General features: G+C 64.6%; 22 protein-coding genes and 1 pseudogene. 11 read left to right on the top strand and 12 right to left on the bottom strand.

Annotated elements, in window-relative coordinates; translation table 11 throughout:
• Positions 1-42 precede the first annotated feature (42 nt).
• On the bottom strand, positions 43-540 hold the full coding sequence (locus tag AAIH46_RS03760; RefSeq protein ID WP_430304258.1) for an invasion associated locus B family protein: 498 nt from the start codon (positions 538-540) through the stop codon (positions 43-45).
• Between the two features lie 209 nt (positions 541-749).
• A complete protein-coding gene (locus AAIH46_RS03755; protein ID WP_430304257.1) occupies positions 750-1454 on the bottom strand; it encodes a glutathione binding-like protein in 705 nt (234 codons plus the stop codon).
• A 348-nt stretch (positions 1455-1802) separates the two neighbouring features.
• Here AAIH46_RS03755 and AAIH46_RS03750 point away from each other — a divergent pair, with 348 nt between their 5' ends.
• The 4 genes from AAIH46_RS03750 to sbmA all read left to right on the top strand — a co-directional run bounded on the left by AAIH46_RS03750 (position 1803) and on the right by sbmA (position 6373).
• Entirely contained in the window at positions 1803-2867 is a 1065-nt protein-coding gene (locus tag AAIH46_RS03750) for an LLM class flavin-dependent oxidoreductase (RefSeq protein ID WP_430304256.1), read from the top strand.
• 25 nt (positions 2868-2892) lie between these two features.
• Entirely contained in the window at positions 2893-3648 is a 756-nt protein-coding gene (gene map / locus AAIH46_RS03745; protein WP_430304255.1) for a type I methionyl aminopeptidase, read from the top strand.
• Between the two features lie 117 nt (positions 3649-3765).
• Positions 3766-4941: a YbfB/YjiJ family MFS transporter gene (locus AAIH46_RS03740; protein WP_430304254.1), complete on the top strand. Its 1176-nt coding sequence runs from the start codon at positions 3766-3768 to the stop codon at positions 4939-4941.
• Positions 4942-5092: 151 nt separating this feature from the next.
• Entirely contained in the window at positions 5093-6373 is a 1281-nt protein-coding gene (gene sbmA, locus AAIH46_RS03735) for a peptide antibiotic transporter SbmA (RefSeq protein ID WP_430304253.1), read from the top strand.
• 410 nt (positions 6374-6783) lie between these two features.
• Here sbmA and AAIH46_RS03730 read toward each other — a convergent pair whose 3' ends face one another.
• Positions 6784-7776 (bottom strand): polysaccharide deacetylase, encoded by a 993-nt coding sequence (locus AAIH46_RS03730; RefSeq protein WP_430304252.1) that lies wholly within the window; start codon positions 7774-7776, stop codon positions 6784-6786.
• Positions 7777-8033: 257 nt separating this feature from the next.
• Here AAIH46_RS03730 and AAIH46_RS03725 point away from each other — a divergent pair, with 257 nt between their 5' ends.
• On the top strand, positions 8034-8738 hold the full coding sequence (locus tag AAIH46_RS03725; RefSeq protein WP_430304251.1) for a tetratricopeptide repeat protein: 705 nt from the start codon (positions 8034-8036) through the stop codon (positions 8736-8738).
• Positions 8739-8762: 24 nt separating this feature from the next.
• The gene (der, locus tag AAIH46_RS03720; RefSeq protein WP_430304249.1) at positions 8763-10187 is read left to right on the top strand and encodes a ribosome biogenesis GTPase Der; all 1425 of its coding nucleotides are present in this window, start codon (positions 8763-8765) and stop codon (positions 10185-10187) included.
• 13 nt (positions 10188-10200) lie between these two features.
• On the opposite strand, the gene AAIH46_RS03715 is transcribed toward der, so the two are convergent.
• Both AAIH46_RS03715 and AAIH46_RS03710 read right to left on the bottom strand, forming a co-directional pair.
• On the bottom strand, positions 10201-11262 hold the full coding sequence (locus AAIH46_RS03715) for a glycosyltransferase family 4 protein (protein ID WP_430304248.1): 1062 nt from the start codon (positions 11260-11262) through the stop codon (positions 10201-10203).
• 133 nt (positions 11263-11395) lie between these two features.
• The gene (locus AAIH46_RS03710; protein ID WP_430304247.1) at positions 11396-12307 is read right to left on the bottom strand and encodes a sugar kinase; all 912 of its coding nucleotides are present in this window, start codon (positions 12305-12307) and stop codon (positions 11396-11398) included.
• A 188-nt stretch (positions 12308-12495) separates the two neighbouring features.
• Between AAIH46_RS03710 and AAIH46_RS03705 the strand changes: the two genes are divergently transcribed.
• The gene (locus tag AAIH46_RS03705) at positions 12496-14139 is read left to right on the top strand and encodes an alpha-glucosidase (RefSeq protein ID WP_430304986.1); all 1644 of its coding nucleotides are present in this window, start codon (positions 12496-12498) and stop codon (positions 14137-14139) included.
• Positions 14140-14160: 21 nt separating this feature from the next.
• Here the strand turns inward: AAIH46_RS03705 and AAIH46_RS03700 are convergent, their stop codons facing one another.
• The gene (locus AAIH46_RS03700) at positions 14161-15078 is read right to left on the bottom strand and encodes an AraC family transcriptional regulator N-terminal domain-containing protein (RefSeq protein ID WP_430304246.1); all 918 of its coding nucleotides are present in this window, start codon (positions 15076-15078) and stop codon (positions 14161-14163) included.
• 223 nt (positions 15079-15301) lie between these two features.
• On the opposite strand from AAIH46_RS03700, the gene AAIH46_RS03695 reads away from it, so the two are divergent.
• The 3 genes and pseudogenes from AAIH46_RS03695 (at position 15302) to AAIH46_RS03685 (ending at position 17723) form a co-directional block, all read left to right on the top strand.
• A complete protein-coding gene (locus AAIH46_RS03695) occupies positions 15302-15439 on the top strand; it encodes a hypothetical protein (RefSeq protein WP_430304244.1) in 138 nt (45 codons plus the stop codon).
• 114 nt (positions 15440-15553) lie between these two features.
• A pseudogene (locus tag AAIH46_RS03690) lies at positions 15554-15775 on the top strand (Atu4866 domain-containing protein); the annotation flags it as partial.
• 229 nt (positions 15776-16004) lie between these two features.
• Positions 16005-17723 carry a M23 family metallopeptidase gene (locus tag AAIH46_RS03685; RefSeq protein ID WP_430304243.1) on the top strand — a complete coding sequence of 573 codons (1719 nt, stop codon included), beginning with the start codon at positions 16005-16007 and terminating at the stop codon, positions 17721-17723.
• On the opposite strand, the gene ade is transcribed toward AAIH46_RS03685, so the two are convergent.
• Positions 17707-19404, bottom strand: coding sequence for an adenine deaminase (gene ade / locus AAIH46_RS03680; RefSeq protein ID WP_430304242.1), 1698 nt, complete (start codon positions 19402-19404; stop codon positions 17707-17709). The genes AAIH46_RS03685 and ade overlap by 17 nt on opposite strands.
• A gap of 128 nt (positions 19405-19532) precedes the next feature.
• Between ade and AAIH46_RS03675 the strand changes: the two genes are divergently transcribed.
• Complete coding sequence (locus AAIH46_RS03675) at positions 19533-19778, top strand: DUF982 domain-containing protein (RefSeq protein WP_430304241.1); 246 nt, start codon at positions 19533-19535, stop codon at positions 19776-19778.
• 74 nt (positions 19779-19852) lie between these two features.
• Here AAIH46_RS03675 and AAIH46_RS03670 read toward each other — a convergent pair whose 3' ends face one another.
• The 5 genes from AAIH46_RS03670 to AAIH46_RS03650 all read right to left on the bottom strand — a co-directional run bounded on the left by AAIH46_RS03670 (position 19853) and on the right by AAIH46_RS03650 (position 24349).
• Entirely contained in the window at positions 19853-20959 is a 1107-nt protein-coding gene (locus AAIH46_RS03670) for a branched-chain amino acid ABC transporter substrate-binding protein (RefSeq protein WP_430304240.1), read from the bottom strand.
• Between the two features lie 233 nt (positions 20960-21192).
• Positions 21193-21552: a hypothetical protein gene (locus AAIH46_RS03665; protein ID WP_430304239.1), complete on the bottom strand. Its 360-nt coding sequence runs from the start codon at positions 21550-21552 to the stop codon at positions 21193-21195.
• A 3-nt stretch (positions 21553-21555) separates the two neighbouring features.
• Positions 21556-22884, bottom strand: a complete 1329-nt coding sequence (locus AAIH46_RS03660; RefSeq protein WP_430304238.1) for an aspartate aminotransferase family protein — start codon at positions 22882-22884, stop codon at positions 21556-21558.
• A 276-nt stretch (positions 22885-23160) separates the two neighbouring features.
• On the bottom strand, positions 23161-23472 hold the full coding sequence (locus AAIH46_RS03655) for an ArsR/SmtB family transcription factor (protein WP_430304237.1): 312 nt from the start codon (positions 23470-23472) through the stop codon (positions 23161-23163).
• Positions 23473-23572: 100 nt separating this feature from the next.
• Positions 23573-24349, bottom strand: a complete 777-nt coding sequence (locus AAIH46_RS03650) for a HugZ family protein (RefSeq protein ID WP_430304236.1) — start codon at positions 24347-24349, stop codon at positions 23573-23575.
• Between the last annotated feature and the right edge of the window lie 3 nt (positions 24350-24352).

Raw genomic sequence — 24352 nt, 5'->3', positions numbered from 1 at the left:
CCGCCGCTGGCAACGGCCAGCATGCAGGTGGCAGGCTCCGCCTCAGCGGCAGTCGCGCACCGATTGCAGCGCCGCGCTGACGCCCTTCAGCGAATAGGTATAGCTGGTGGCTGTGCCGCGCGCCGATGTTGCCTTCAGCGTCATTTCGCTGCCACTGCGCATGGCCGTGACCAGTTCCGGCTCGCGGGCCGGGTCGCGCACCCAAGCGGCGTTTTCCTTCGGCACCAGGATGAAATTTTCCGAGCCGATGCTGAGAGTCAGCTGCGACCCGTCCTTCAGCCCGTAGCCCATGATCGCCTGGGGCATGTAGGACGAGTTGCCCGATTGCGGCGCGACCAGGAAGAAGTTGTCGCCATGGCTGACGCTGGCGGGAGCTTGGACCGTCGGCACCGACAGGACGTAGCAGTTCTTGCCGCTGCCGCTGCCATAGGAATAGACGCCCCATGCATCGAATTGCTGGACCCGGGAAGGCTGGGCGCTGGCGCCGAGCGCGGATAGCAGGACAATGGAAATGGCTAGGGCGCATGTCTTTTGAGACATCGAACTCTCCTGGATATGGCAGATGAAACCTTCCCGGACGCGAGACGCAGAACGGGAGCGACAGCGTTCAATTGAACGGCAGGAGAGTTATCGAATGGTTAACCGGGGGATCAACCCTCGGCGGCGGAAGCTCACAAAGGGTTGATGGCATCGGCCGGGAAAACTGCGGTTTCGCCTGTCGAAAAGGCAAAACCGGCGAGAGGGCAGGGTCAGGGTCGGGCCGAAATTTCGACACCGCGCTGGACAGCGGGCCGCGCCATCATCCGGTCGAACCAGGCCGACAGCGCCGTCAGCTTGTCGTAGCCGACGAGGTCGGCCGCGTCGTAGAAGCCGACCAGCGAACGCACCCACCCGACGATCGCGAAATCGGCGATCGTCACCGCGTCGCCCATCATGAACTGGCGTCCGGTCAGGCGCTGTTCGAGGACGTCGAGCAGCCGCTTGGTCTCGGTCAGATAGCGCTCGAGCGGGCGCTTGTCGGCGATCTCCTTGCCGGCGAACTTGTGGAAGAAGCCGAGCTGCCCGAACATCGGGCCGATGCCGCCCATCTGGAACATCACCCACTGGATGGTCTCGTAGCGGCCGGCCGCATCCTTCGGCAGGAACTGGCCGGTCTTGTCGGCGAGGTAGATGAGGATGGCGCCGGATTCGAACAGGCCGAGCGGCTGGCCGTCCGGGCCATTCGGGTCGAGGATGGCGGGGATCTTGCCGTTCGGGTTCAGCGACAGAAATGCATCGTTGTGGCTCTCGTTGTCGCCGATGTTGACGAAATGCGGCTCGTAGGCGAGCCCGGTTTCCTCGAGCATGATCGACACCTTCACGCCATTCGGGGTCGGCGCGGCGTAGAGCTGCAGGATGTCCGGATGTGCGGCCGGCCAGCGGGCGGTGATGGGGAAGGCGGAAAGGTCGGCCATGATGATCCTCTTGTCGGTTGAGGAAGACTTAGGCGCCCGTCGGCTCATTTCCAGGCGATGGGCAGGGCAGGGCTGCCAGACCAAGCGAAAGGTCAGCGTTATCAAAAGGATGCGTGCGGCCGGTGAGGCATTGATTCCGCCAGCAGTCTTGTGAGGGTTCGGGCATGGATGCTGTCCTGGCGACCTGATGCGCCGGGTCCGGCAGTCGCGCCAAGTCCTTGAACGAGGATTCCTTTCAGGCTTCGGCATCATCCAGATTTTCGACGGGAGGCGTCGAAGTTTTCAAGCTTTGCAGCCCGGGTGGCGGTTTCTATGTAGAAGGCTGCACAGCAAGAATGGACAGAGACGATGGAACTTGGCCTTTACACCTTCGCAGACGTCGATCCGGCGATATCGAGCGGCAGCCGCGGCGCCGATGCAGCAGTGCGCCTGAAGCACCTGCTGGAGGAGATCGAGCTTGCCGATCAGGTTGGCCTCGACGTCTTCGGGCTCGGCGAGCACCACCGGCCGGACTATGCCGTCTCGTCGCCATCCACGGTGCTGGCCGCCGCTGCCGTCAGGACCCAGAACATCCGCCTGACCAGCGCCGTCTCGGTTCTCAGTTCCGACGATCCGATCCGCGTCTTCCAGCAGTTTGCGACGGTCGACCTGCTGTCCAACGGTCGCGCCGAAATCATGGCGGGGCGGGGCTCCTTCATCGAATCCTATCCGCTGTTCGGCTACGACCTGAAGGACTACGACCAGCTGTTTTCCGAAAAGCTCGACCTGCTCTTGACGCTGCGCGACAACGAGATCGTCGACTGGGCGGGCGAGCTGCGTGCGCCGATCGAAGGGCGCGGCGTCTATCCGCGGCCGCTGCAGGAGAAGCTGCCGGTGTGGATCGCCGTCGGCGGCACACCGCAATCGGTAGCGCGCGCCGGCGCCATGGGTCTGCCGCTGGCGGTTGCCATCATCGGCGGCGACTACGCCCGGTTTGCGCCGTTCTTCGAGCTTTACCGCGAGGCGGCACGCCGCGCCGGTCAGGACGCCGCAACCTTGAAGACCAGCATCAACGTGCACGGTTTCATTGCCGATACGACGGACGCGGCGGCCGACCAGTTCTATGGCCCCCAGGCGGCCGTCATGGACCGGATCGGTCGCGAGCGCGGCTGGCCGCCGACCAACCGGGCGCAGTTCGACCGGGCCCGCTCGGCGCCCGGAAACCTGTTCGTCGGCGATCCGGAACTGGTGGCCGAAAAGATTGTTGCGGCCCATCAGGTGTTCGGCAATGACCGGTTCCTGCTGCAGATGGCGGTCGGCCTGATGCCGCATGCGCAGATCATGCGCGGCATCGAGCTTTTCGGCACCAAGGTGGCACCGCTGGTCAGAAAAGCGTTGACCGCGAAGGCGGATGGCGCGAAACCGGCGGCCTGAAAAAAGCAAGTCGGAACCCGCACGCATGATCGTCTCCACCGAAGAGGAACTGGCAGGACTGAAGGCCATCGGCCGGCTTTGCGCGCAGGCCGTCGAGGCCATGGGCAAGGCGCTGGAGCCGGGCATCACAACGCTCGAGCTTGACCGCATCGGCCGCCGGATCCTCGAAGATGCAGGCGCCCAGTCGGCCCCGGAATTCTGCTACCAGTTCCCCGGCGCCACCTGCATCAGCGTCAACGAGGAAGTGGCGCACGGCATTCCCGGCGAACGGGTGATCGTCGCCGGCGATCTCGTCAACATCGATGTCTCGGCAGTCAAGGACGGCTTCTTCGGCGATACCGGCTCGTCGTTTGCCGTGCCGCCGGTGAAGCGCGAGATCGAAAAGCTGGTGCGCGACGGGCGCCGGGCGCTGTGGACGGGCCTGCAGCAGGTGAAGACCGGCAGGCCGATCGCCAATATCGGCAATGCCATCGGCGCGTTTGCCAAGAAGAACCGCTACACGCTGATCACCAACCTTGCCAGCCACGGGGTTGGTCGCTCGCTGCACGAAGAGCCGACGGAAGTCTCCACCTGGCCGGATCCGGACGAGACGCGCCACATGGAGGAAGGTCTGGTGTTCACGATCGAACCCTTCCTGTCGCTCGGCGGTACCTGGGCAGAAGACGCCGGCAATGGCGACCCGTGGACGCTCTACAGCGATCCGAAGGCGCCGACCGTGCAGTTCGAGCATACCTTCGTCGTCACCCGCAACGGCCCGCTGATCCTGACCCTGGCGGACTGAAGGCGAGCGCTGCCTGATCTCTCCCCGGATCAGCCTGCGTGGTCCACATCAGCCGCTCTGATAGTCTGGTGAAAAATGCTGAATTGTCGCCGTCGCACTTTGCTGCGACAGGAGGGCATGACGCAATCTCCTTCCGCCGAACGCCCCATTCTCGTCGCTGCTGCCGGCGCTGTCGCCATGGCCGCCGCCATGGGCTTCGGCCGCTTCTTCTACACGCCCGTGCTGCCGGGCATGATGATCGACCTGCCGCTGTCGGCGGCCGATGCCGGGCTGATCGCCGCCGGCAATTTCGCCGGCTACCTGGCAGGTGCGATGCTTGCCGCCTATGGCTGGGCGGCCGGGCGCGAACGACCATTGGCGATCTCGGCGCTCGGCCTCACGAGCCTGCTGCTGGCGGCGATGGCGTTCACCTCGTCACTGCCGCTGTTCATCTTCATCCGCTTCCTTGCCGGTCTCGCCAGTGCCTTTGCGATGATCTTCACGGCGTCGATCGTGTTGCCCTATGCGGCCGGAAAGCCCACCGTGCAATCCGTGTTTTTCGCCGGTGTCGGGACGGGTATTGCCGTGTCCTCGCTGGTCGCCCTGCTGATCAACGGTTTCGCTGGCGATGCCGCGCACGGCTGGCGCTGGAACTGGCTCGCCGGCGCATTGCTGGTGATCCTCGCCACCGTGATCATCACCCTGCGTCTGCCCAAGCCGCGTGCCGGTCACCGTCCGGCCCGCGAGCCGCCGATCGCCTGGACGCGGCCGCTGGTGCTGCTGACCGCCTCTTACGGCCTCTTCGGTTTCGGATATGTCGTCACCGCCACCTTTCTTGTTGCCATCGCCCGGCTTTCGGCAGCCGGTCCGCTCGTCGAATTCTTCGCCTGGTTCGTCACCGGTATCGCGGCAGCCGTTTCGCTCTTCCTCTGGCGGCCGGTCGCCCGCAGGATCGGCGTCGAGCGGGTCTATCTCGTCTGCCTTCTCGTCGAGGCCATCGGCGTCGTCGCATCCGTGCTGATGCCGCCGGTTGCCGGAACCCTGCTCGGCGGACTGGCGCTCGGGCTGACTTTCATCACCATCACCGCCTACGGCCTGCAGATCGGCGGACGGCTGGCGCCGCAGAGCCCTCGCCGGGCACTCGCCTTCATGACGGTCGCCTTCGGCTGCGGGCAGATCGTCGGGCCGCTGGTGGCCGGCTGGGCGACGCAGTGGAGCGGCAGCTTCACGCTGGCGTCGATCATCGCGGCGCTGGTGCTGATGATATCCCTGGCGCTGATGCTGCCGCTTGCCGGGCGTGTGTCGGGCTACTGAGGGCGCCGCGTTACATTTGCGTAACCCGCGCGCTTCGCCATTGCTGGGATTTCCGATCTGGCCTAGAGCTTCTGCTGATTTGAAGGCTGTGGCCTCAATCCGCTTCGGATTGCCGCCGGCCGCTCAACCGTAGCAAGGGAAACCCCTTTTCGTGTTCCATTCGTTTTTCCCCCGGCCCAAGCTCTTCTTCACCTCGGCGATCCTGTGGGCGATCGTCTGCATCGGCGTCTGGTATACGGTCGGACCGCAGATCGGAGCGGCCATCGGCCTGCCGCCGCTCGGCCCTGACGAAAAGGCTCCGATCGGGCTTGCCTACTTCTTCTCGCCGGACAATCTCTGGTTCTACCTGTATTTCACCATCTTCGTGGTGATCTTCGGCGCCGTCTGGAAGGTGATCGCGCGCGACCATCCGTGGACCAACTGGTCGATCTGGGGCTCGGCCTTCATCATCTTCATCGCCTATTTCTCGGTGCAGGTGTCGGTGGCGTTGAACAACTGGCGCGGACCGTTCTTCGACCTCTTCCAGGCGGCGTTGTCACGGCAGGGCGGCGTGACGGTCGAGCAGCTCTATTCGCTGCAGCTCCGCTTCCTGGAGATCGGCATGGTCGGGGTCGTGCTCAACGTGGTCACCGCCTTCTTCACCAATCACTACGTCTTCCGCTGGCGCACGGCGATGAACAATTTCTACATGTCCAGGTGGGACAAGCTGCGCCATATCGAGGGCGCCTCGCAGCGTGTGCAGGAAGACACGATGCGCTTCGCCAACATTCTCGAAGGGCTGGGCGTCACCTTCATCAACTCGATCATGACCCTCGTCGTCTTCCTGCCGCTGCTGTTCCGGATGTCGGAATTCGTTGGGGACCTGCCGATCATTGGCGCCGTTCCGCATGCGCTGTTCTGGCTGGCGATCGTCTGGTCGCTGTTCGGCACCGCGCTGCTGGCAATCGCCGGCATCAAGCTGCCCGGCCTGCAGTTCCGCAACCAGCGCGTCGAGGCCGCCTATCGTAAGGAACTGGTCTACGGCGAAGACCATGCCGACCGCGCCGATCCGATCACTGTGCGCGAGCTGTTCTCCAACGTGCGGCGCAATTATTTCCGCATGTACTGGCACTACTGCTACTTCAACGTGGCGCGCTACACCTACGGCCAGCTCGACGCGATCTTCCTCAACTTCATCCTGATCCCGACGATCGTTGCCGGCCGGATCACGATGGGCACGTGGCAGCAGATCGCCACTGCCTTCGGCGAGGTCAGCAACTCGTTCCAGTATCTGGTGAACTACTGGGCGACGATCATCGAGCTCTTGTCCATCCACAAGCGCCTGAAGGCGTTCGAGGCGGCCATCGACGACAAGCCGCTGCCGGGGATCGACCAGCGCTACCTGCGTCGCGAAGCCGACGCGGGAGAACTGGCGGCCGACAAACCCTATTGATCGACCGCCTGGATCGGCGCTCCGCCGACCACGCTCACAGCAGCAGACAGCATTTCGGGCCGCGCCGGATATCAATCCGGCGCGGTTCTTGTTTTGTGGGAGGGCAGGCGGCGGTTGTCAGTGAGGAGGTTGGCAGTGATGCCGCCCGCCCGGACCAGATTTGCGAACATCTTGGCGGATGGTGTCAGTTTCCGCAGTCTGTCCACATTCCGGCCTCACCGGATCCAGGCGGCAGAACCGTCCGATCCCTGGGAGGAAGGGCGGCCGGCTCGCGACCCGGCACCCGTTCCGGTGAGCCATCAGAATAGGTCCGTTGCGCTCAGGCGGGGACGACAGGCATTGCCCGCCGCGGTCAAGCTGCTGCCACCGCTAGGATATTTCTACGGATCGTCGGTCCGGCGTCCCCGGGATCAGAAGGGCGAGCCGGCCTTTTGTGCCGGGCTGGTGTCCGGCCGATCCTTCAGCGCCCTGATGGCCTCGCCATAGGTAACGCAGGCGACATCGGCGCGGCCGCAGATTTCCGGCACCAGCCGCTCGAGCGCCCGCCAGTAGGCGCCGGCGTTCATCTCGACGAAATGAAATCCGAGCTGCAGCGGGATGCGGTCGCCATCATACTGCCTGTCGAAGGCGGCACGAAACGCCTGGTAGGTCCGTTCCTCGAATTCGGCAGAGCGGCTCGGATCATCGAGCGCCATCGAGTGGCGGACGAACAGGTTGTAGTCCATGGCGATGATCGGCCGCTGCTGCGGGCCTTCCGGGATCAGCGGCAGGCCGAAGTTGAGGATGCCGTCACGCGCCTCGGGCAGCATCGGTCCCTTGGTCACACCACTTGCATCATAGGTAAAGCCCTCGCGCCGCTCGGCCTCGTTAAGGGCGTCGCCGGTCGACAGATAGGGTGCCCGAAAGCCCTTGATGTCGCGCACGAAGTCGCGCCAGCCTTGAGGCTCGCGATCGCCGGCGGACAGGTCCTGCCAGGCGGCGGAGAGGATCCGCCGAAAGCTGCGCATCTCGCCGCGCCATTCCTCCGTCGTCCAGGTCCGCCCGTCGAAGTGGCCGCAGGTGTGGCTGGCAATCTCGTTGCCTTCGCCATGCGCCCGCCAGATGTGATCGAGCCGCGTCACGGCTTCGTCGACAGTCTGGGCAAAGCCGATATTCGAGCGGCCCGGTTTCTGGTGCGGCCCCTGATAGGTCTTCGCCCGGGCTCGGTCGATGACCAGCGTGCAGGAGAGGAAATAGGTGAAGCGGGCGTTGCCGCTCCTGGCCAGTGCCCGGCTGCGCGCCCAGAGATCGTTGCTGCCGGCGCCGTCGAACGAGATCAGCACCAGCTGCTTCGGCCGTTCACTGGCCTCAACGGCAGACGTGGAGATGAGGAGGGCGGCAAGCAGGGCAATGGCAGAACGCAATGACTGATCCTTGTTCCGGTTGAACGGCGCCCGTCTTCTCCGGCCCGATTGCGGCAAAGCTGGGGTCGCGTCAAGATCGGCTTCGGCGCGGCAACCTGCCGGCCTCTCGCTCGGTCTCGAGGCGTTCGTTTCTCAGATCGCTTAGCTGGAGCGATCTGACGGCTTCGCCGTCGCAACTCACCCCCTTACATCCTCGGCAAAATAGGTTAGAAGGCAGGCTTTCGAGTTGAAGGGCCGTCCAGCGGCCGGAGTTTCGCATGGCACAAGACAACGACAGCTTTATCCGCGAGGTGAACGACGAACTGCGCTCGGAGCGGGTTTCCACAATCTGGCGCCGCTTCCGTCCCGTCATCATCGCGGCCGCCTTGCTGATCGTGCTGGGAACCGCCGGCTATCGCGGCTACGAATATTGGCACACGCACAATTCATCCCGCTATGGCGACGAGTTCCTCGCCGCGCTGAACCTTGCCAAGCAGAACAAGACGGACGAGGCGCTAGCAGCCCTCGGAACGCTGGAAAAGGACGGCGGCGGATCCTATCCGGTGCTCGCCAAGCTGCGGGCCGCGACGCTGATGTCGGAAAAGGGCGATGCCGCCGGCGCCATCGCAGCCTTCAACGATGTGTCGAAGGACAATTCCATTCCCGAGGTGGTCCGTGATCTGGCGAAGCTGCGGGCGGCCTGGCTGCTGATCGATACCGGCACCTATGCACAGGTTTCGGCCGAAGCCGAAGTGATGGCGACGCAGAACCATGCGCTGCGCCATTCGGCGCGCGAAGCGCTGGGTCTTGCCGCCTACAAGGCCGGCGATACCGCCAAGGCCAGGGAGTGGTTCACCGAGATCGCCAGCGACGCCGAAGCGCCGCGCAACGTGACGAACCGCGCCCAGATCATGCTCGACACCATTGCCGCCTCGGCCGCTGCACCCGGCGCCGCGCCGGCGCCTGCAGCCCCGCAGGGCTAACGACAGGCCAGAAAGGCAACGACCATGAGCTTTACCGTCGCGATCGTCGGCCGTCCGAATGTCGGCAAGTCGACGCTGTTCAACCGTCTCGTCGGCAAGAAGCTGGCCCTGGTGGACGATACGCCGGGCGTCACGCGTGACCGCCGGCCGGGCGACGCCAAGCTCGTCGACCTGCGCTTCACGATCATCGATACGGCGGGCCTGGAAGAGACCGGACCGGATACGCTCGAAGGCCGCATGCGGGCGCAGACCGAGATCGCCATCGACGAGGCCGACCTGACGCTGTTCGTCGTCGACGCCAAGATGGGCCTGACGCCGCTCGACAAGACCTTTGGCGAACTGCTGCGCCGCAGCGGCAAGCCGGTGGTGCTGGTCGCCAACAAATCCGAAGCGCGCGGTTCCGACGGCGGCTTCTACGATGCCTTCACCCTCGGGCTCGGTGATCCGGTGCCCGTCTCGGCCGAACACGGCCAGGGGATGATCGATCTGCGCGACGCAATCGTCGAGGCGATCGGGCCGGAAATGGCCTTCGGCGACGATGACGACGAGGCGGAAACCAACATCGACGTCTCGCATTCGGACACCGATATCGACGACGACGAATACGAGCCCGCCTACGACGATACAAAGCCGCTCCGCGTGGCGATCGTCGGGCGACCGAATGCCGGCAAATCGACGCTGATCAACCGCTTTCTGGGCGAAGACCGGCTGCTGACCGGCCCGGAAGCCGGCATCACCCGCGATTCCATCTCGGTGGAGTGGGAGTGGCGCGGCCGGACCATCAAGATGTTCGACACCGCCGGCATGCGCCGCAAGGCACGCGTCCAGGAGAAGCTCGAAAAGCTGTCGGTCGCCGACACGCTGCGGGCCATCAAGTTTGCCGAGACGGTGGTGATCATCTTCGATGCCACCATCCCCTTCGAGAAGCAGGACCTGCAGATCGTCGACCTGGTGCTGCGCGAGGGCCGGGCCGCGGTGCTCGCCTTCAACAAATGGGATCTCGTCGAGGAGCCGCAGGCGGTGCTTGCAGAACTGCGCGAAAAGACCGAGCGGCTGCTGCCCCAGGCGCGTGGCATCCGCGCCGTGCCGATCGCCGGCCAGACGGGTTATTCGCTCGACAAGCTGATGCAGAGCATCATCGATACCGACATGGTGTGGAACAAGCGCGTCTCGACCGCCAAGCTCAACCGCTGGCTGGACAGCGTGCAGGTCCAGCATCCGCCACCGGCCGTGTCCGGTCGCCGCCTGAAGCTCAAATACATGACGCAGGTAAAGGCCCGCCCGCCGGCCTTCATGATCTCCTGCACGCGGCCCGATGCGGTGCCGGAATCCTACATCCGCTATCTGACGAACGGCTTGCGTGCCGATTTCCAGATGCCGGGCGTGCCGATCCGCATCCACCTTCGGGCGTCTGAAAACCCATTCGAATCAAAGCGCAAGAAGCGTTGACGAAGAAACGGATTCAGCTGCTTAAAGCTCTGAATCCGGTTCGCGGCGCAGGCAGCGACTTGCGCCCCTGGGCAGTCTGGACATTGTTGAGGAACTGCCGCGAGGCAGCCTCCCAGGTGAAGCCGCGGGCGAGCCGCCTGGCGTTCTCGCGCGAACAGGCCAGTGCGTCGAGGCAGGCCTGGCGCAGGTCGTCATTCAAGGCGCCGGCACCCGAACCAGCCTCGATGATGTCCACCGGACCGGTCACCGGATAGGCGGCCACCGGAACGCCGCTCGCCAGGGCTTCGAGGATCGTGTTGCCGAAGGTATCGGTCTTCGACGGGAAGACGAAGACGTCGGCCTGCGCGTAGGCGCGGGCGAGCTCCTCGCCGGTCTTCATGCCGGTGAACAGGACGTCCGGATAGCGGCGTTCAAGGTCGGCGCGCAGCGGACCATCGCCGACCACCACCTTCGAGCCGGGCAGATCGAGATCGAGGAAGGCCGGCAGGTTCTTCTCGATTGCCACGCGCCCGACAGTCAGGAAGATCGGCCGTTGCAGGCCGAAGGGCGTCTGTTCGGGCGGCATCGGCCGGAACTGGCTTTGGTCGATGCCGCGGCTCCAGCGCAGCAGGTTCTTGAGCCCGAGCCGCGACAGTTCGCGCTCGAGGCTGGCCGTCGCTACCATGCAGCCGTTGCCGGCATTGTGGAACCAGCGGACAAAGGCGCGCAGCCAGCGGATCGGCACCGGAAACCGCGCTGCGACATATTCGGGAAATCGCGTGTGGTAGCTGGTGGTGAAGGCAAGCCCCTGCTTCAGGCACCAACGCCGGGCGATGAGGCCGAGCGGTCCTTCGGTTGCGATGTGGACCGAAGCCGGGCCGATGTTTTCCAGCATCCGCGCGACCGAAGCGTAGCTTGCGATCGACAGCCGGATTTCCGGATAGGTGGGGCAGGGGACGTTGAGAAAATCCTGCGGCGTGATCATCGAGACGTCGATGCCCATGCGCGACAGTTCGCGGTTGGTGTTCTCGATCGAGCGGACCACGCCGTTGACCTGCGGATACCAGGCGTCGGTAACGATGGTGATCTTGGTCATCTTCGCCAGATCCTCGTGCTCCGCGCGAGCCGAATCGCGCTCAGACTGTTCACGAGATTTCTATCGGCGCTGCATGTTACAGGCGCATGTCAGGGGCGGCGGCAGCTCGATCGACGGCGCCGAACCCGAACAATCAGCGCGGCAAAAGCGCCGGATCGATCAGGGCGCCGTGATGGGCAATGACGACCGAGGCGACGGCTGCGCCATGGGCTGCGGCTTCGGCAGCCGTGGCGCCGGTCAGAAGCTTGGCGAGGAAGCCGCCGTTGAAGCTGTCTCCGGCACTCGTCGTATCGACCACGTTTTCCGGCGGCACGGCCGGCACGAAGATCGTCTGGCCGCCCTCGGCGATCGTTGCGCCCTGTGCGCCGTTCTTGACGACGACCGTGTCGGCGCCCAGCCCCAGGTAGCGGTCGATGGTCGCTGCCACATTGGCATCGCCGAAATGGGCGGTCTCGTCGTCGAAGCTCGGCAGCACGATGGTGGCGGCCCGGGCACCGGCGGAGATCACTTCGAGCATCCGCTCCCGGTCGCTCCACAGCCGCGGGCGGATGTTCGGATCGAAGGCGATGGTCTTGCCAACTGCGCGGGCGCGGCGGATTTCGGCGAGCAGCGTATCGGCGGCACCGGGGGCAAGAATGGCCAGCGTGATGCCCGAGAAGTAGACGAGGTCTGCCGCTTCGATCGCGGTCCGCAGGTGATCGGCGTCGTCGGCCAGAAGCTTTGCGGCGGAGGTGTCGCGCCAGTAGCTGAAGGTACGCTCGCCATCCTTGAGGCTGATCATGTAGAGGCCGGGGGCGCGACCGGGGATGTGCCGGATCGCCTCGGTGCCGATGTTTGCGTGTCGCATGAACGCGAGCAGTTCACCGGAGAGCGGGTCGTCGCCAAGGCCGGTCATGTAGCCGATGTGCCAGTCGTGCGGCATCAGGGCGCGCAGGTACCAGGCAGTGTTGAAGGTATCGCCGGCAAACCCCTTGCGCAGCAGTCCTTCGCCGGCCTGGGACAATTCCACCATGCATTCGCCGATCGACAGAACCTGCCTGACCATTCATTCGCCTCCGCACTTCGCCTAGCGCCAATAGGATGAAGCGCAAGCCAAGGCAAGGCACGCGGAGAGGCCGGACCTCACTTTCCGTTGTCACGCGCTTTTGCGCCGCGATCGGCATTTGTCTTTTGTCTCAAGGCCACTAGGTTGTCGATTGACCGCAACGCAGACGGAGCAGATGACGCATGGCAATGGTAACGGCACAGAACGGCGATCCCAACTGGTGGCGTGGCGCGGTCATCTACCAGGTCTATCCGCGCTCGTTCCAGGATACCAACGGTGACGGCATCGGCGACATCAAGGGCATCACCAGCCGCCTGCCTTACATCGCCTCGCTCGGCGTCGACGCCATCTGGCTGTCGCCGTTCTTCACCTCGCCGATGGCCGACATGGGCTACGACGTCGCCGACTACTGCAATGTCGACCCTATGTTCGGCACGCTGTCCGATTTTGACGAGATGATGGCCGAGTGCGAAAGGCTGGGGCTGAAGGTGATCATCGACCAGGTGATCAGCCACACGTCCGACCAGCACGCGTGGTTCATCGAAAGCCGCTCCAGCCGCACCAATCCGCGTTCCGACTGGTATGTGTGGGCCGATCCGAAGCCGGACGGCACGCCGCCCAACAACTGGCTGTCGATCTTCGGCGGGCCGGGCTGGGAATGGGACGGCATCCGCAAGCAGTACTACATGCACAACTTCCTGCTCTCGCAGCCGGACCTCAACTTCCACAATCCCGACGTCCAGGACGCCATGCTGGCGACCGTCAAGTTCTGGCTGGAGCGCGGCGTGCACGGGTTCCGCCTCGACACGGTCAACTACTACTTCCATGACAAGCAGCTGCGGCCCAATCCGCCGGTGGTCTACGACGCCAACACCACCGGGCTGGAGACGGACACCAACCCTTATTCGATGCAGAGCCACCTCTACGACAAGAGCCAGCCGGAAAATATCGAGTTCCTCAAGCGGCTGCGGTCGCTGCTCGACCAGTACGATTGCCGCACGACGGTCGGCGAAGTGGGAGACGGGGACCGCTCGCTGACGACGCTCGCGATCTACACCAGCGGCGATGACAAGCTGCACATGTGCTACACGTTCGACCTCCTCAGCCCGCGATTTACAGCCAAGCACATCCGCGGCGTGATTTCCCGTTGCCAGGAGATCGTCACCAACGGCTGGGTCTGCTGGGCGTTCTCCAACCACGACGTGGTGCGCCATGTGAGCCGCTTCATGCAGACGCCGCAGGAGCGCGAACCGATCGCCCGGCTGGCGATCAGCGTGCTGTCGACGCTGCGCGGCTCGATCTGCCTCTACCAGGGAGAAGAGCTCGGCCTGCCGGAGGCGGAACTGTCCTTCGAGGACCTGCGCGACCCCTACGGCATCCGCTTCTGGCCGGCCTTCAAGGGCCGCGACGGATGCCGCACGCCGATGGTCTGGGACGCCAAGAAGTCGCTCGCCGGCTTCAGCGAGGCGACCAAGGCATGGCTGCCGGTACCGCCCGAGCAGGCGGTGCTGGCCGTTGACGGACAGCAGGATATCGAGCAGTCGGTGCTCAACCACTACCGCCGGACGCTGGAGTTCCGCAAGCGCCACGCGGTGCTGCTCGACGGCGACATGACGTTCGTCGATACAGCCGCCGATCTCCTGGTGTTCGTGAGGGAAAAGCAGGGCGAGCGGCTGCTGTTCGTCTTCAACCTGACGCGCGAGGCGCAGGACTATGCACTGCCGGCGGAATTTACCGAGGTCAGCCCGGAGCCGATGCCGGGCTACGATCCGCCGCTGTCGGACCGCAGTGTACGGCTTGGCGCATTCGACGTGTTCTGCGCCAAGGTCTGAAAGTTCTGCCGCACGTGACCCTTACGCGGGTGCCGACGCATAGCGCGCCGGCTCCGCCTTCAGGCGGGAGACGTCCTGGATCGGCGGGGCGCCGAACAGCCGGCGGTATTCGCGGCTGAACTGCGAAGGGCTGTCATAGCCTACCCGATGCGCGGCGCTGGCGGCGTCCAGCGCCTCCGCCAGGATCAGCCGGCGGGCCTCCTGCAGCCGCAGCTGCTTCTGGTACTGCAGCGGGCTCATTGCCGTCACTTCACGGAAATGCTCGTGCAGCGACGAGGTACTCATGCGTGCCTCGCGTGCCACATGGTCGATGCTGAACGGCTTGTCGTAGTTCGTGCGGATCCAGGAGATCGCCCGGTTGACCTGCGCCAGTCGGCTCTCCGGCATCAGCAGGCGCCGCAGCTTCTCGGCCTGCTCGCCGCGCATCAGCCGGTAGAGCAGCTCCCGTTCGACAAGCGGCGCGAGGTAAGGAATATCCTCCGGCGTGTTCAACAGGCGCACCAGCCGCACCGCTGCATCGAGCAATTGCGGATCGGTGCGGCTGACGCAGAGTGCCTTGCCGCAGACCTTCGACGGACCGGCAGACATCTCGGCGGGCCTCACCTCCATCATCATCGCCGTCAGAGCGGTGATGTCGAGGTCCAGCTTCAGGCTGAAATAGGGTTGCTCGGCGGTCGCCTCGATCACCCGACCGCTGATCGGCAGGTCGGCCGAGGCAATCAGGTGCCGGGCGGGACCGTATTCGAACAGCTCGTCGGCCAGCGTCACATGTTTGATGCCCTGGGCAATGACGCAGAGCGACGGCTGTTGGACGCTCAGCGTCGGCTCCGTCGGAGCCGACATCCGCACAAGGCTGAGGCGCGGGATTGCCGTGGAGAACACGCCATCCTCTCTGGTGTGTTGTGCAATCAGTTCGGCAAGTTCGTTCAAAGGCTGCATGATCATCCTATCCGAATGCGCAATTTTCAGCCGAAAGTTCCGGCGTTTGATGGAGTGTTGTTTAGCAGGGTACGGGGCAACCTTCCAGCATCCAGATCGAAGGTTCGGGTTTTTGTGCAATCATCCCGGACTCCTGGTCTACCTCCCCCGGCGCCTGCTTTGGCATATTGCATGGGCAGAAGCGAACACACCATCGAACAGATTTCGAAGAAAGGAGACGGAGATGCAAAATTTCCAGAGGTTGCTTGAAAGCCCGATGAACTGGGTGATGGACTTTATCGATGCCGGGATGCGCCGGTACCGCAGATCCGTCGAACGCAGACGCCAGGACGAACTGCGCCGCAGATATATGAACGGCTGAGCCCGAAGATAAGAGGCGACGGCGGCTGTGGCTGCTGCCGCCTCACGCCAGCGAGCCCGCGCCGCGCCTCCACCACCATGACACGATCGAGGAGAGGGTGATGACTGCTCATCCTATGCCGACCTCTGGACCACCGAGGATGGCTTCATCCGTCACGAACTGCTGCCGAACGGCCGCTATGTCGAATCACGCGGCAACCGCGAGCGCGTCTACAAAGGCCGCTACGAGATCCATGGTGACCGTATCGCCTACACCGACGATGCCGGCTTCACGGCTGCCGGCGAATTTCGCCGCGACGTGCTCTACCATGCCGGAATGGTGCTGCACCGCGGGTAATGCAGCCGACAAGCCTGTGATCATCGCGCAGCGCCAACCTGGACCGGCGCTGCCAGACACACTTTCGCCATGCCGCGGGATAACGTCGGCCCCGGGTTTCATCGGGGACGATCAACGCATGGCGGCGACCGGGATTGTATGCGCATCAACTGGGTGCGCCGAAAAGGCTAGCCTCGCCATCGATCCCCGCCCCGGCAACGACCGGTCCTCCTTCCGCAATCGCTGGCGCTTGTCGGTCTCGCTGAGCGTGCTCGGCCTGCTGATCGCTGCGCCACTCGGCACCTGCCTGGCAAGTTCCAGCGGTCCGGTTCCGGCGGGACTGAAGCTGGTGACGCTTGCACGCACCAGGCGCCAGCCGGTCAGCATGCCGAAGAAAGGGCGCGTCTGGATGCCGGCGCTGAGCGCTTCGGCAAAGCTCGACCTCATCGAGCGGATGGAGGACGGGTCGTTCGGTCGGTTCGCCTATTTCGATATTCCGCTCGAGCCGCACGACGATGCCCCGGCAGTCGAGCCCGAACGGCTTGCCGCCTATCAGGAGCCTGCCGGAGCCGTCGACCCGTTCGGTCTCGTTCTGCGGGCGGGGGTGACGGCAGAGCGCCGGCGCCCGGGACAGACCGCTCTCACGGACACGCCAAGCCAGATGATGCCGGCGACGGATCCGGCGCTCAATGTCAGCGTTGCGCCGGTGCGCGCATCGCGTCCTGTCCGCCGGCTGGTGGCGCTGCCGGCGCATGCCGAACCGATCGCTGCCATAGAAGGTGCGGTCGACGTTCCGGCGGCCGAATTCGAACATCTCGCACGCCAGCTCGGCAGCCAGACGGTCCAGGCGGGCGAAGAGCTCGACCTTCTGATTGGCGAGCATCCGGCACAACCTGGCGTCTCACAGATCGTCTTTGCGCGGCACACGTCGCCCAAAGGCGGCGAGCGGCTGCTGGCTCGCCGCGACGACGGCGGCTTCCAGGAGGTCAAGGATCGTCACCTCTACGACCGGCTGCTCGCCGAGGCGCTTGCGGGCGATAGTGTGGGCGACGGCGTGGGAAAGGTCGAGTCGGCGGAAGAGCCGGAGGCGGATCGCAAGCTGCGGCGCGTCGCGACCGGTTATCCGCATCTCGTCGAGCAGCTGGCGCAGGCGAGGGTGCCGGCGGATGTCGGCCTGCAGGTCGTCGGGCTGTTGCAGGCCAACGCCATTCGCTGGGAGCGCTCCAAGGCGCCGCCGATCACCGACGTCGTGTTTCGCAGCCGCGAGGACGGCGAGCGAGAGCTGGTATCCGTCAGCGTCCACATCGGCGGCAAGGACCGCCAGTTCTACCGTTATGCGGGTTCAAGGAGCGGCCGCGCGGAATTCTTCGACGACGAGGGCCATTCCGTCTCCAAGACCCTCATGCACAAGCCGGTGGCGGCCGGACAGATCGGTGACGGCTTCGGCTGGCGGGTGCACCCGATCCTGCAGACGCGCAAGTTCCACAACGGCGTCGACTTCAGGGCGCCGCAGGGCTCGCCGATCGTTGCTGCCGGCGACGGCGTGGTCGAGAAGATCTCCTTCGAGGACGGCTACGGCAAATATGTGCGCATCCACCACGATGGCGGCTATTCGACTACCTATGCGCATATCGAGAAGGCCGCCGAGGCGTTGAAGGTCGGCCAGCGCGTGGCGCAGGGACAGGTGATCGCTTATGTCGGCTCGACAGGCCTGTCGACCGGGCCGCACCTCTATTACGAGCTGCGCGTCGGCAACAATTATGCCGACCCGACCAAGGCGCAGATGCCGGCGGGAACCGTCCTGCGGGGCCGGGCACTCGATGCCTTTCACCAGCAGGTCGACCGGGTCGAGGCGATCGCGTCTTCGATCCGCACCTCGGCGCGTTCGGCGGCCTCAGCCGTCGGCGAAGCGCTGAGGCCGGCAGCCGTTCCGACGGCAGCGTCCGCGAAGGTCAGTCCAAAAGGCTGAAGGCGTCGACGTCGACCATGCCCCGGTCGGAGATCTTCAGGTGCGGGATGACCGGCAGCGGCAGGAAGGCGACCTGAAGGAAAGGTTCGGCGAGCGTCGTGCCGAGCGCATAGGCTGCCTGCCGCAGGTTCTGCAGCGTGTCGCGCACCGTCTCGAACGGCTCGAGGCTCATCAGCCCCGCAATCGGCAGGGCAATCTCGCCGGTCACCTTGCCATCCTCGACGACAACGAACCCGCCGCGGATGTCCGACAGCCGATTGGCGGCCAGCGCCATGTCCTCCTCGCTGACGCCGACGACGCAGATGTTGTGGCTGTCATGCCCGACCGTCGAGGCGATGGCGCCCTTCTTCAGGCCAAACCCCTGGACAAAGCCATTGGCATGGTTGCCGTTCTTGCCGTGCCGCTCAATGACGGCGACCTTGATGATGTCGCGGTCAAGGTCGACGGTCGTCTGGTTGCCGGCCGAGGGAAGGCGGTAGCGGCGGTGCTCGGTGATGATCTTGCCCGGCAGAACACCGATCACCGGCAGTTCCTCGGTCTTGACCGGCACCAGGAAATCGGCGGAGCGGATGCTGCGCGCCTTGACGCTGTCGAGGCCGACCGGTTCCACCGGCTGACGGGTCTCGAACAATTCCGGCGTCACGCGGCGACCGGCGGAGAACACCATCTGCGCCTTGCAGTTTTCGAGGCTGTCGAGGACGACCAGATCGGCGCGCCAGCCGGGCGCGACAAGTCCGCGGTCGCGCAGGCCGAAAGCGCGGGCCGCCGAGATGGAGGCGGCGCGGTAGATGGCAAGCGGCTCGACACCGTGGGCGATCGCCGTGCGGATCATGTAGTCGAGATGGCCTTCCTCGGCGATATCGAGCGGATTTCGGTCGTCGGTGCAGAGCGCCAGGAACGGCGACAGGCGCTCGGTGATGATCGGCATCAGCGCGTGCAGATCCTTCGATACGGAGCCCTCGCGGACCAGGATGTGCATGCCCTTGCGGATTTTTTCCATCGCCTCCTCGGCGGTGGTCGCCTCATGCTCGGTGCGGATGCCGGCCGACAGGTAGCCGTTCAGCCCGAGACCGGAGAGCAGCGGCGCATGCCCGTCGATATGGCCGCCCTGGAAGGCCTCGAGCTTGGCCATGCAGATGGGGTCCTTGTGGATGACCCCGGGGAAATTCATGAACTCGGCGAGGCCGATGACCTTCGGGTGGTCGCGGAACGGCAGCAGCCGCTCGATCGGCAGGTCGGCACCGGCCGTTTCCAGATGCGTGGCGGGCACGCAGGAGGACAGCTGGACGCGGATGTCCATGATCGTCTGCTCGGACGAATCGAGGAAGAACTGTATGCCTTCGGTGCCGATGACGTTGGCGATCTCGTGCGGATCGCAGATCGCGGTCGTCACGCCATAGGGCAGGACGCAGCGGTCGAATTCGTGCGGGGTGACAAGCGAGCTTTCGATATGCAGGTGTGTGTCGATGAAGCCCGGCACGACGATGCGGCCGGTGATGTCGATCACCTGGGCGCCGTCATAGGCCTCGCAGGTGCCGACGATCGTGTCGCCGCAGATGGCGATGTCGGAGGCCACCAGTTCGCCCGTCACGAGGTCGAAGAACCGTCCACCGCGCAGAACGATATCGGCGGGCTTACGGCCGGTTCCCTGTTCGATGCGCGATTCGAGGCGGGTGGTCATGGCTGTGCGTCTCCGGTTCGTCGTCGCGCAGCTTAGCCTCCCGTGGCATGACTGGGAAAGCGGTTTGCAGCAGTTCATCGGCGAGAGAGGGACTAGGACGATCGCGGCGGATCGGCTAGAAAGCGCATATGAGCATTTCCTGGACATCCCCCGTCGTCATTTCCATCGGCGAGCCGCCGGTAGAAACCGCTATCAGCACTCTGCAGGCCGCGGCCTGGGCGATGATCGACGACTGGCCGCTCGAAGATGGCGCGGCACTCGATGCGGCACTGGTTGCCTGTGCCGGCGCGGTGGAAGGCAAACGCAAGCCGGAAGAGGCGCGCACGGCGTTCGTGGCGGCGGCGACGGAAGCCGGCATCCTGCTGCGGGCCTGAGGGCAGGCCAATCCACCCCCTGAACGAAAGGAAGCGGCCGTTGCCGGCCGCTTCGCAGCGCGTGGTTTGCCGCCTTACTCGGCAGCGACGATCTTGCCGTCCTGCCACTTGAAGAGCGAGAAGGCCTGCGATGTCAGGTCGCCGGTCTCACCGAAGGTCAGCGCACCAATGGCGGTTGCGACAGGCTCGCCGGACTTCAGCGCGGCAGCGGCGGCTGCACCATCGTCGGCACTGCCGGCCTTTTCGATCCCGGCCTTGATGACCTCGACGGCGGCATAGGCGTTCAGCGTGAAGGCTTCCGCCGGGATGTTCTTGGCTGCGAGCGCTTCGGCGGCGGCCTTGACGTCGGGGTTCTTCGTCGCATCGGCGGCATTGGTGAACATCGTGCCCTCGGCAGCCTTGGTGCCGATGCTCCAGTATTCCGAGTTCGACAGGCCATCGCCGCCGATCAGGACCGGATGCGAGCCGAGATCGGCCAGCTGGCGCACCAGCAGACCGCCTTCCGGATGATAGCCGCCGAAATAGATGACATCGACCTTCTCGGCCTTGAGGCGCGAGGTCAGCGCACTGAAGTCCTTGTCGCCGGCGGTGACGGATTCGTTCACCACGTCGGTCACGCCGCCCTTGTTGAGGGTTGCCTTGAAGGCATCGGCGAGACCTTTGCCATAGGCGCCCTTGTCGTCAATGATCGCCACGCGCTTGTCCTTCAGCTTGGCGAGCACGTAAGCGGCAGCGACTTCCGCCTGCTGGTCGTCACGACCGCAGGTGCGCAGCACCGTTTCCAGACCACGCTTGGTGAGTTCGGGCGTGGTCGCCGTCGGCGTCACCATCAGCACGCCGTTTTCGGCAAGCGCATCGGATGCCGGCATGGCAACGCCGGAGGTCACGGGGCCGACAACGAACTGGATGCCGTCGCCGAGCAGCTGGTTGGCAGCGGAGACGCCCTGCTTCGGCTCGCCGGCATCGTCGGCGATCTTCAGCACCACCTTTTCGCCAAGGATGCCGCCCTGCTTGTTGATCACCTCGATGGCGGTTTCGACGCCGTTCTTCACCTGGTTACCATAGGCCGCGACCGGGCCGGTGATCGGTGCGATGAGGCCGATGACGACATCGGCACGGGCGGCTGAGGAGAGGGTCATCGATGCGAGAGCGGTGGCTGCCAGCAGGGTCTTGAGGTTCATGTGTCGGTACTCCTTGGGGTCAGCCTCAGGCCGGATGTCGGGCGCGCAAGCGTTCGGCAGCATCGGGGTCCGGAGGCGGAAACGATCATCCCCACAGCATGTCAGTGGCTGCGGGCAGATCCCGGAGTTTTAGGAAGAGCGCAGGTTGAGCGCAACAAAATAACGCAGATCGACCATATTTTGCGCAGCTTCGGTTCGGTCCGTAAGCGGATGCGCAATAATAGATGGCGTGGCTAACGCGGCGGCGCTCTGAGTTCAAGCGAGAACCCGTCGCGGCTGCAGCGTTCTGTCCTTGCCGACTTGCCGCCGGGATCCGATGGTCGCACCAGCCGCTCGTCCGCTTCAGGAACGGTGACCGTCCCGCAATCAAAGCCGCTGCCCGGCAGCGTTGGCTTTTCGGCCGGCAGCGCCAGCTTCGGCAGGGCCGCCCCTTTGCCGGCATTGCCCCAGTCGACGCCCGGATCCTGCGCGATGGCGGCACCCGCGGATAGCCAGAGGCTGACGCCGATCAGCGGCACGTATCCGGCCGGACGCAACCGCGCCCGGAAGAGGCGGCGGACCGACGTCCGCCATCTCCTGCCGATCGTGCGCATGCGTCAGATATTGCCGGTGAGGATCTTGCGCAGCTTGCCGAAGATCTCGTCCATGTGGTGCTTCTCGACGATCAGCGGCGGCGACATGGCAATGATGTCGCCGGTGGTGCGGATCAGCAGCCCGTCTTCATAGGCCTTGAGGAAGGCAGAGAAGGCACGCTTGGTCGGTTCGCCGGCGATCGGATCGAGCTCGATCGCGCCGACCAGTCCGATGTTGCGAACGTCGATGACGTTCGGGCAATCCTTCAGCGAGTGCAGGCCGTCTTCCCAGTAGCCGGCCATTTCCTGGGCGCGGGTCAGCAGGCCTTCTTCCTTGTAGGTGTCGAGCGTCGCCAGAGCCGCGGCCGAAGCGATCGGGTTACCGGAATAGGTATAGCCGTGCATGAACTCGATCATGTGCTCCGGCCCGGTCATGAAGGCGTCATGGATTTCCGAGGTGACGAACACCGCGCCCATCGGGATGACGCCGTTGGTGAGGCCCTTGGCCGTCACCATGATGTCCGGCGTCACGCCGAAGTACTGTGCGGCGAACGGAGCGCCGAGGCGGCCGTAGCCGGTGATGACTTCGTCGAAGATCAGCAGGATGCCGTGCTTGGTGCAGATGTCGCGAAGCTTCTGCAGATAACCCTTCGGCGGGACCAGCACGCCGGTGGAGCCGGCAACCGGCTCGACGATGACGGCGGCGATGGTCGAGGCGTCGTGCAGCGTGACGATGCGCTCGAGCTCGGTGGCGATGTCGCCGCCATGGTCCGGCTCGCCGCGGGTGAAGGCGTTCTGGCCGGGCAGGTGGGTGTGCGGCATGTGGTCGACGCCGGTCAGCAGCGTGCCGAACATCTTGCGGTTGGACACGATGCCGCCGACGGAGATGCCGCCGAAATTGACGCCGTGATAGCCGCGCTCGCGGCCGATCAGGCGGAAGCGGGCGCCGTTACCCTTGGCGCGGTGGTAGGCGATGGCGACCTTCAGCGCCGTGTCGACCGATTCCGACCCGGAATTGGTGAAGAGCACGTGGTTCATGCCCTCCGGCGCGATGTCGACAAGCCGGTTGGCGAGCTCGAAGGCCTTCGGATGGCCGAGCTGGAAGGCCGGAGCGTAGTCGAGTTCGCCTGCCTGCTCGCGGATCGCCTCGGTGATCTTGGGGCGGCAGTGGCCCGCATTGACGCACCACAGGCCGGCCGTCGCGTCCAGCACCTGACGACCGTCATGGGTCGTGTAGTGCATGTCCTTGGCGGACACGAACAGGCGCGGTTCCTTCTTGAACTGGCGGTTGGCGGTAAACGGCATCCAGAACGCGCGCAGATCGTTGGGAGCGGTATTCGAACGGTTCGACATGATGATCTCCATGGCCCATGCGGAGAACGGGAGGCCATTTCCCCGGCCGGCGGCCTGACGGGAGGCGCGACGATCGCGGCAAGGTATCAAGCGCTGCCCGAGCGTCAAGCCGACAAAGCGGCGATCGGAGTATCAGGCCGTGGCGGATCGCCTGCCTGCCTGCTCAGCCTGCCGGACAGATCTGCGTGTCCGGCAGAAACAAAGAAGCGAATGCCTGGCCCCCACCATGCATCCGCTTCTGCAGGCTCTGAACCTGAAGCTATGTTTGCGCTGTCATCAGGCCGCGGTTTTCGCCGGCGCCGGCTGGCAGTACAGAAGCTCGAGGGTTTCGAGGACCCTCATGACCGACTCGGCCGAGCTGGAGTAGTAGATCGTCTGCGCGTCGCGGCGCGTGTTGACCAGCTTCTGGGCGCGCAGCTTCGACAGGTGCTGCGACAGGGCCGACTGGCTGAGGCCGACCTTCGTCGCCAATGCGCCAACTGCTACCTCGCCCTTCACCAAACAGCACAGAATCATGAGTCGCTTCGGATTGGCCATGGCGGACAGGAGGTTCGCCGCGGCGGTCGAGTGATCAGAGAGTAGCGTCATCTTATATCCCTCAGTCGTCCCCTAGTAACTGAATCACCGGCCCCGCGACCGGCAACAATGTATCGCAAATCTAGCAAGTTAGAAGAAGGATTGTATATCCCTAAATTTTGCGTAGCGTCTGTACAACGTCAAGTATCTGCTTAACTTCCGCCTCCGCAACTTCCGGGGAGGAGATCTCAGAGTGAAAATCGTGCCGAAAGGACACGTTCCCGCTGATCAAGTCGAAGCCTGCCGGATCAATCCCACACAAGCGGTAGTTGGAAGCCTTCGGCGCGCCAACCGCCTCGGCCAGCCGACTCGCGTCCTGATACTTGATCATAATCCGTTCGCCAAGCTGTTGCCAGTCCTCGGCATTCACATTTGCTCCAATGAGCAGATCGCAGGCTTGCAGAGCATAGGCTCGGCCAAATCCGCCGTTCAACGACGCGGATGTCGGAACAAGGCGGAAAAAGCTGAAATCTCCGAAGTCGATATAAAGCGCCGCTTTCGGATGTTTTGCAAGAAAGCGGCTGCGCAACCTCGCATGGACATCGCCATCTTTCGGGACCGGCTCGGCGCTGGCGAAGACGGTGATGCGGGCATGCGCCAGTGGATCGCCCTTGCCGGGCTCCCCGGCCAGCAAGGAGCATCTTGGATCGGCGGCCAGACTTCGCGCGTGACGTGCAAGCGCCGAGACGAGGATGATCGGCACGCCGTCGAGGTCGGTCGTCGTCAGTGCCCGGCTGACGGCGGGGAAGCCATTTTCATGGTCGACGACCGCCAGCGAGACGAAGCGCGCCGAGCGCACCAGCCGGCGTGCGAGCGTCCGTGCTTCGCCGTCCGTCTCGCGCAAGACCGACGGTTTTTCCGCCGACGGAGCAGAGGGAGGCAGGCTCATGGT

The sequence above is a fragment of the Rhizobium sp. 0TCS1.26 genome, from assembly GCF_050455525.1.
Classification (GTDB): domain Bacteria; phylum Pseudomonadota; class Alphaproteobacteria; order Rhizobiales; family Rhizobiaceae; genus Neorhizobium.
Note: the sequence above shows the minus strand (reverse complement) of the source record. Positions and strands in the feature narration are given on the sequence as shown.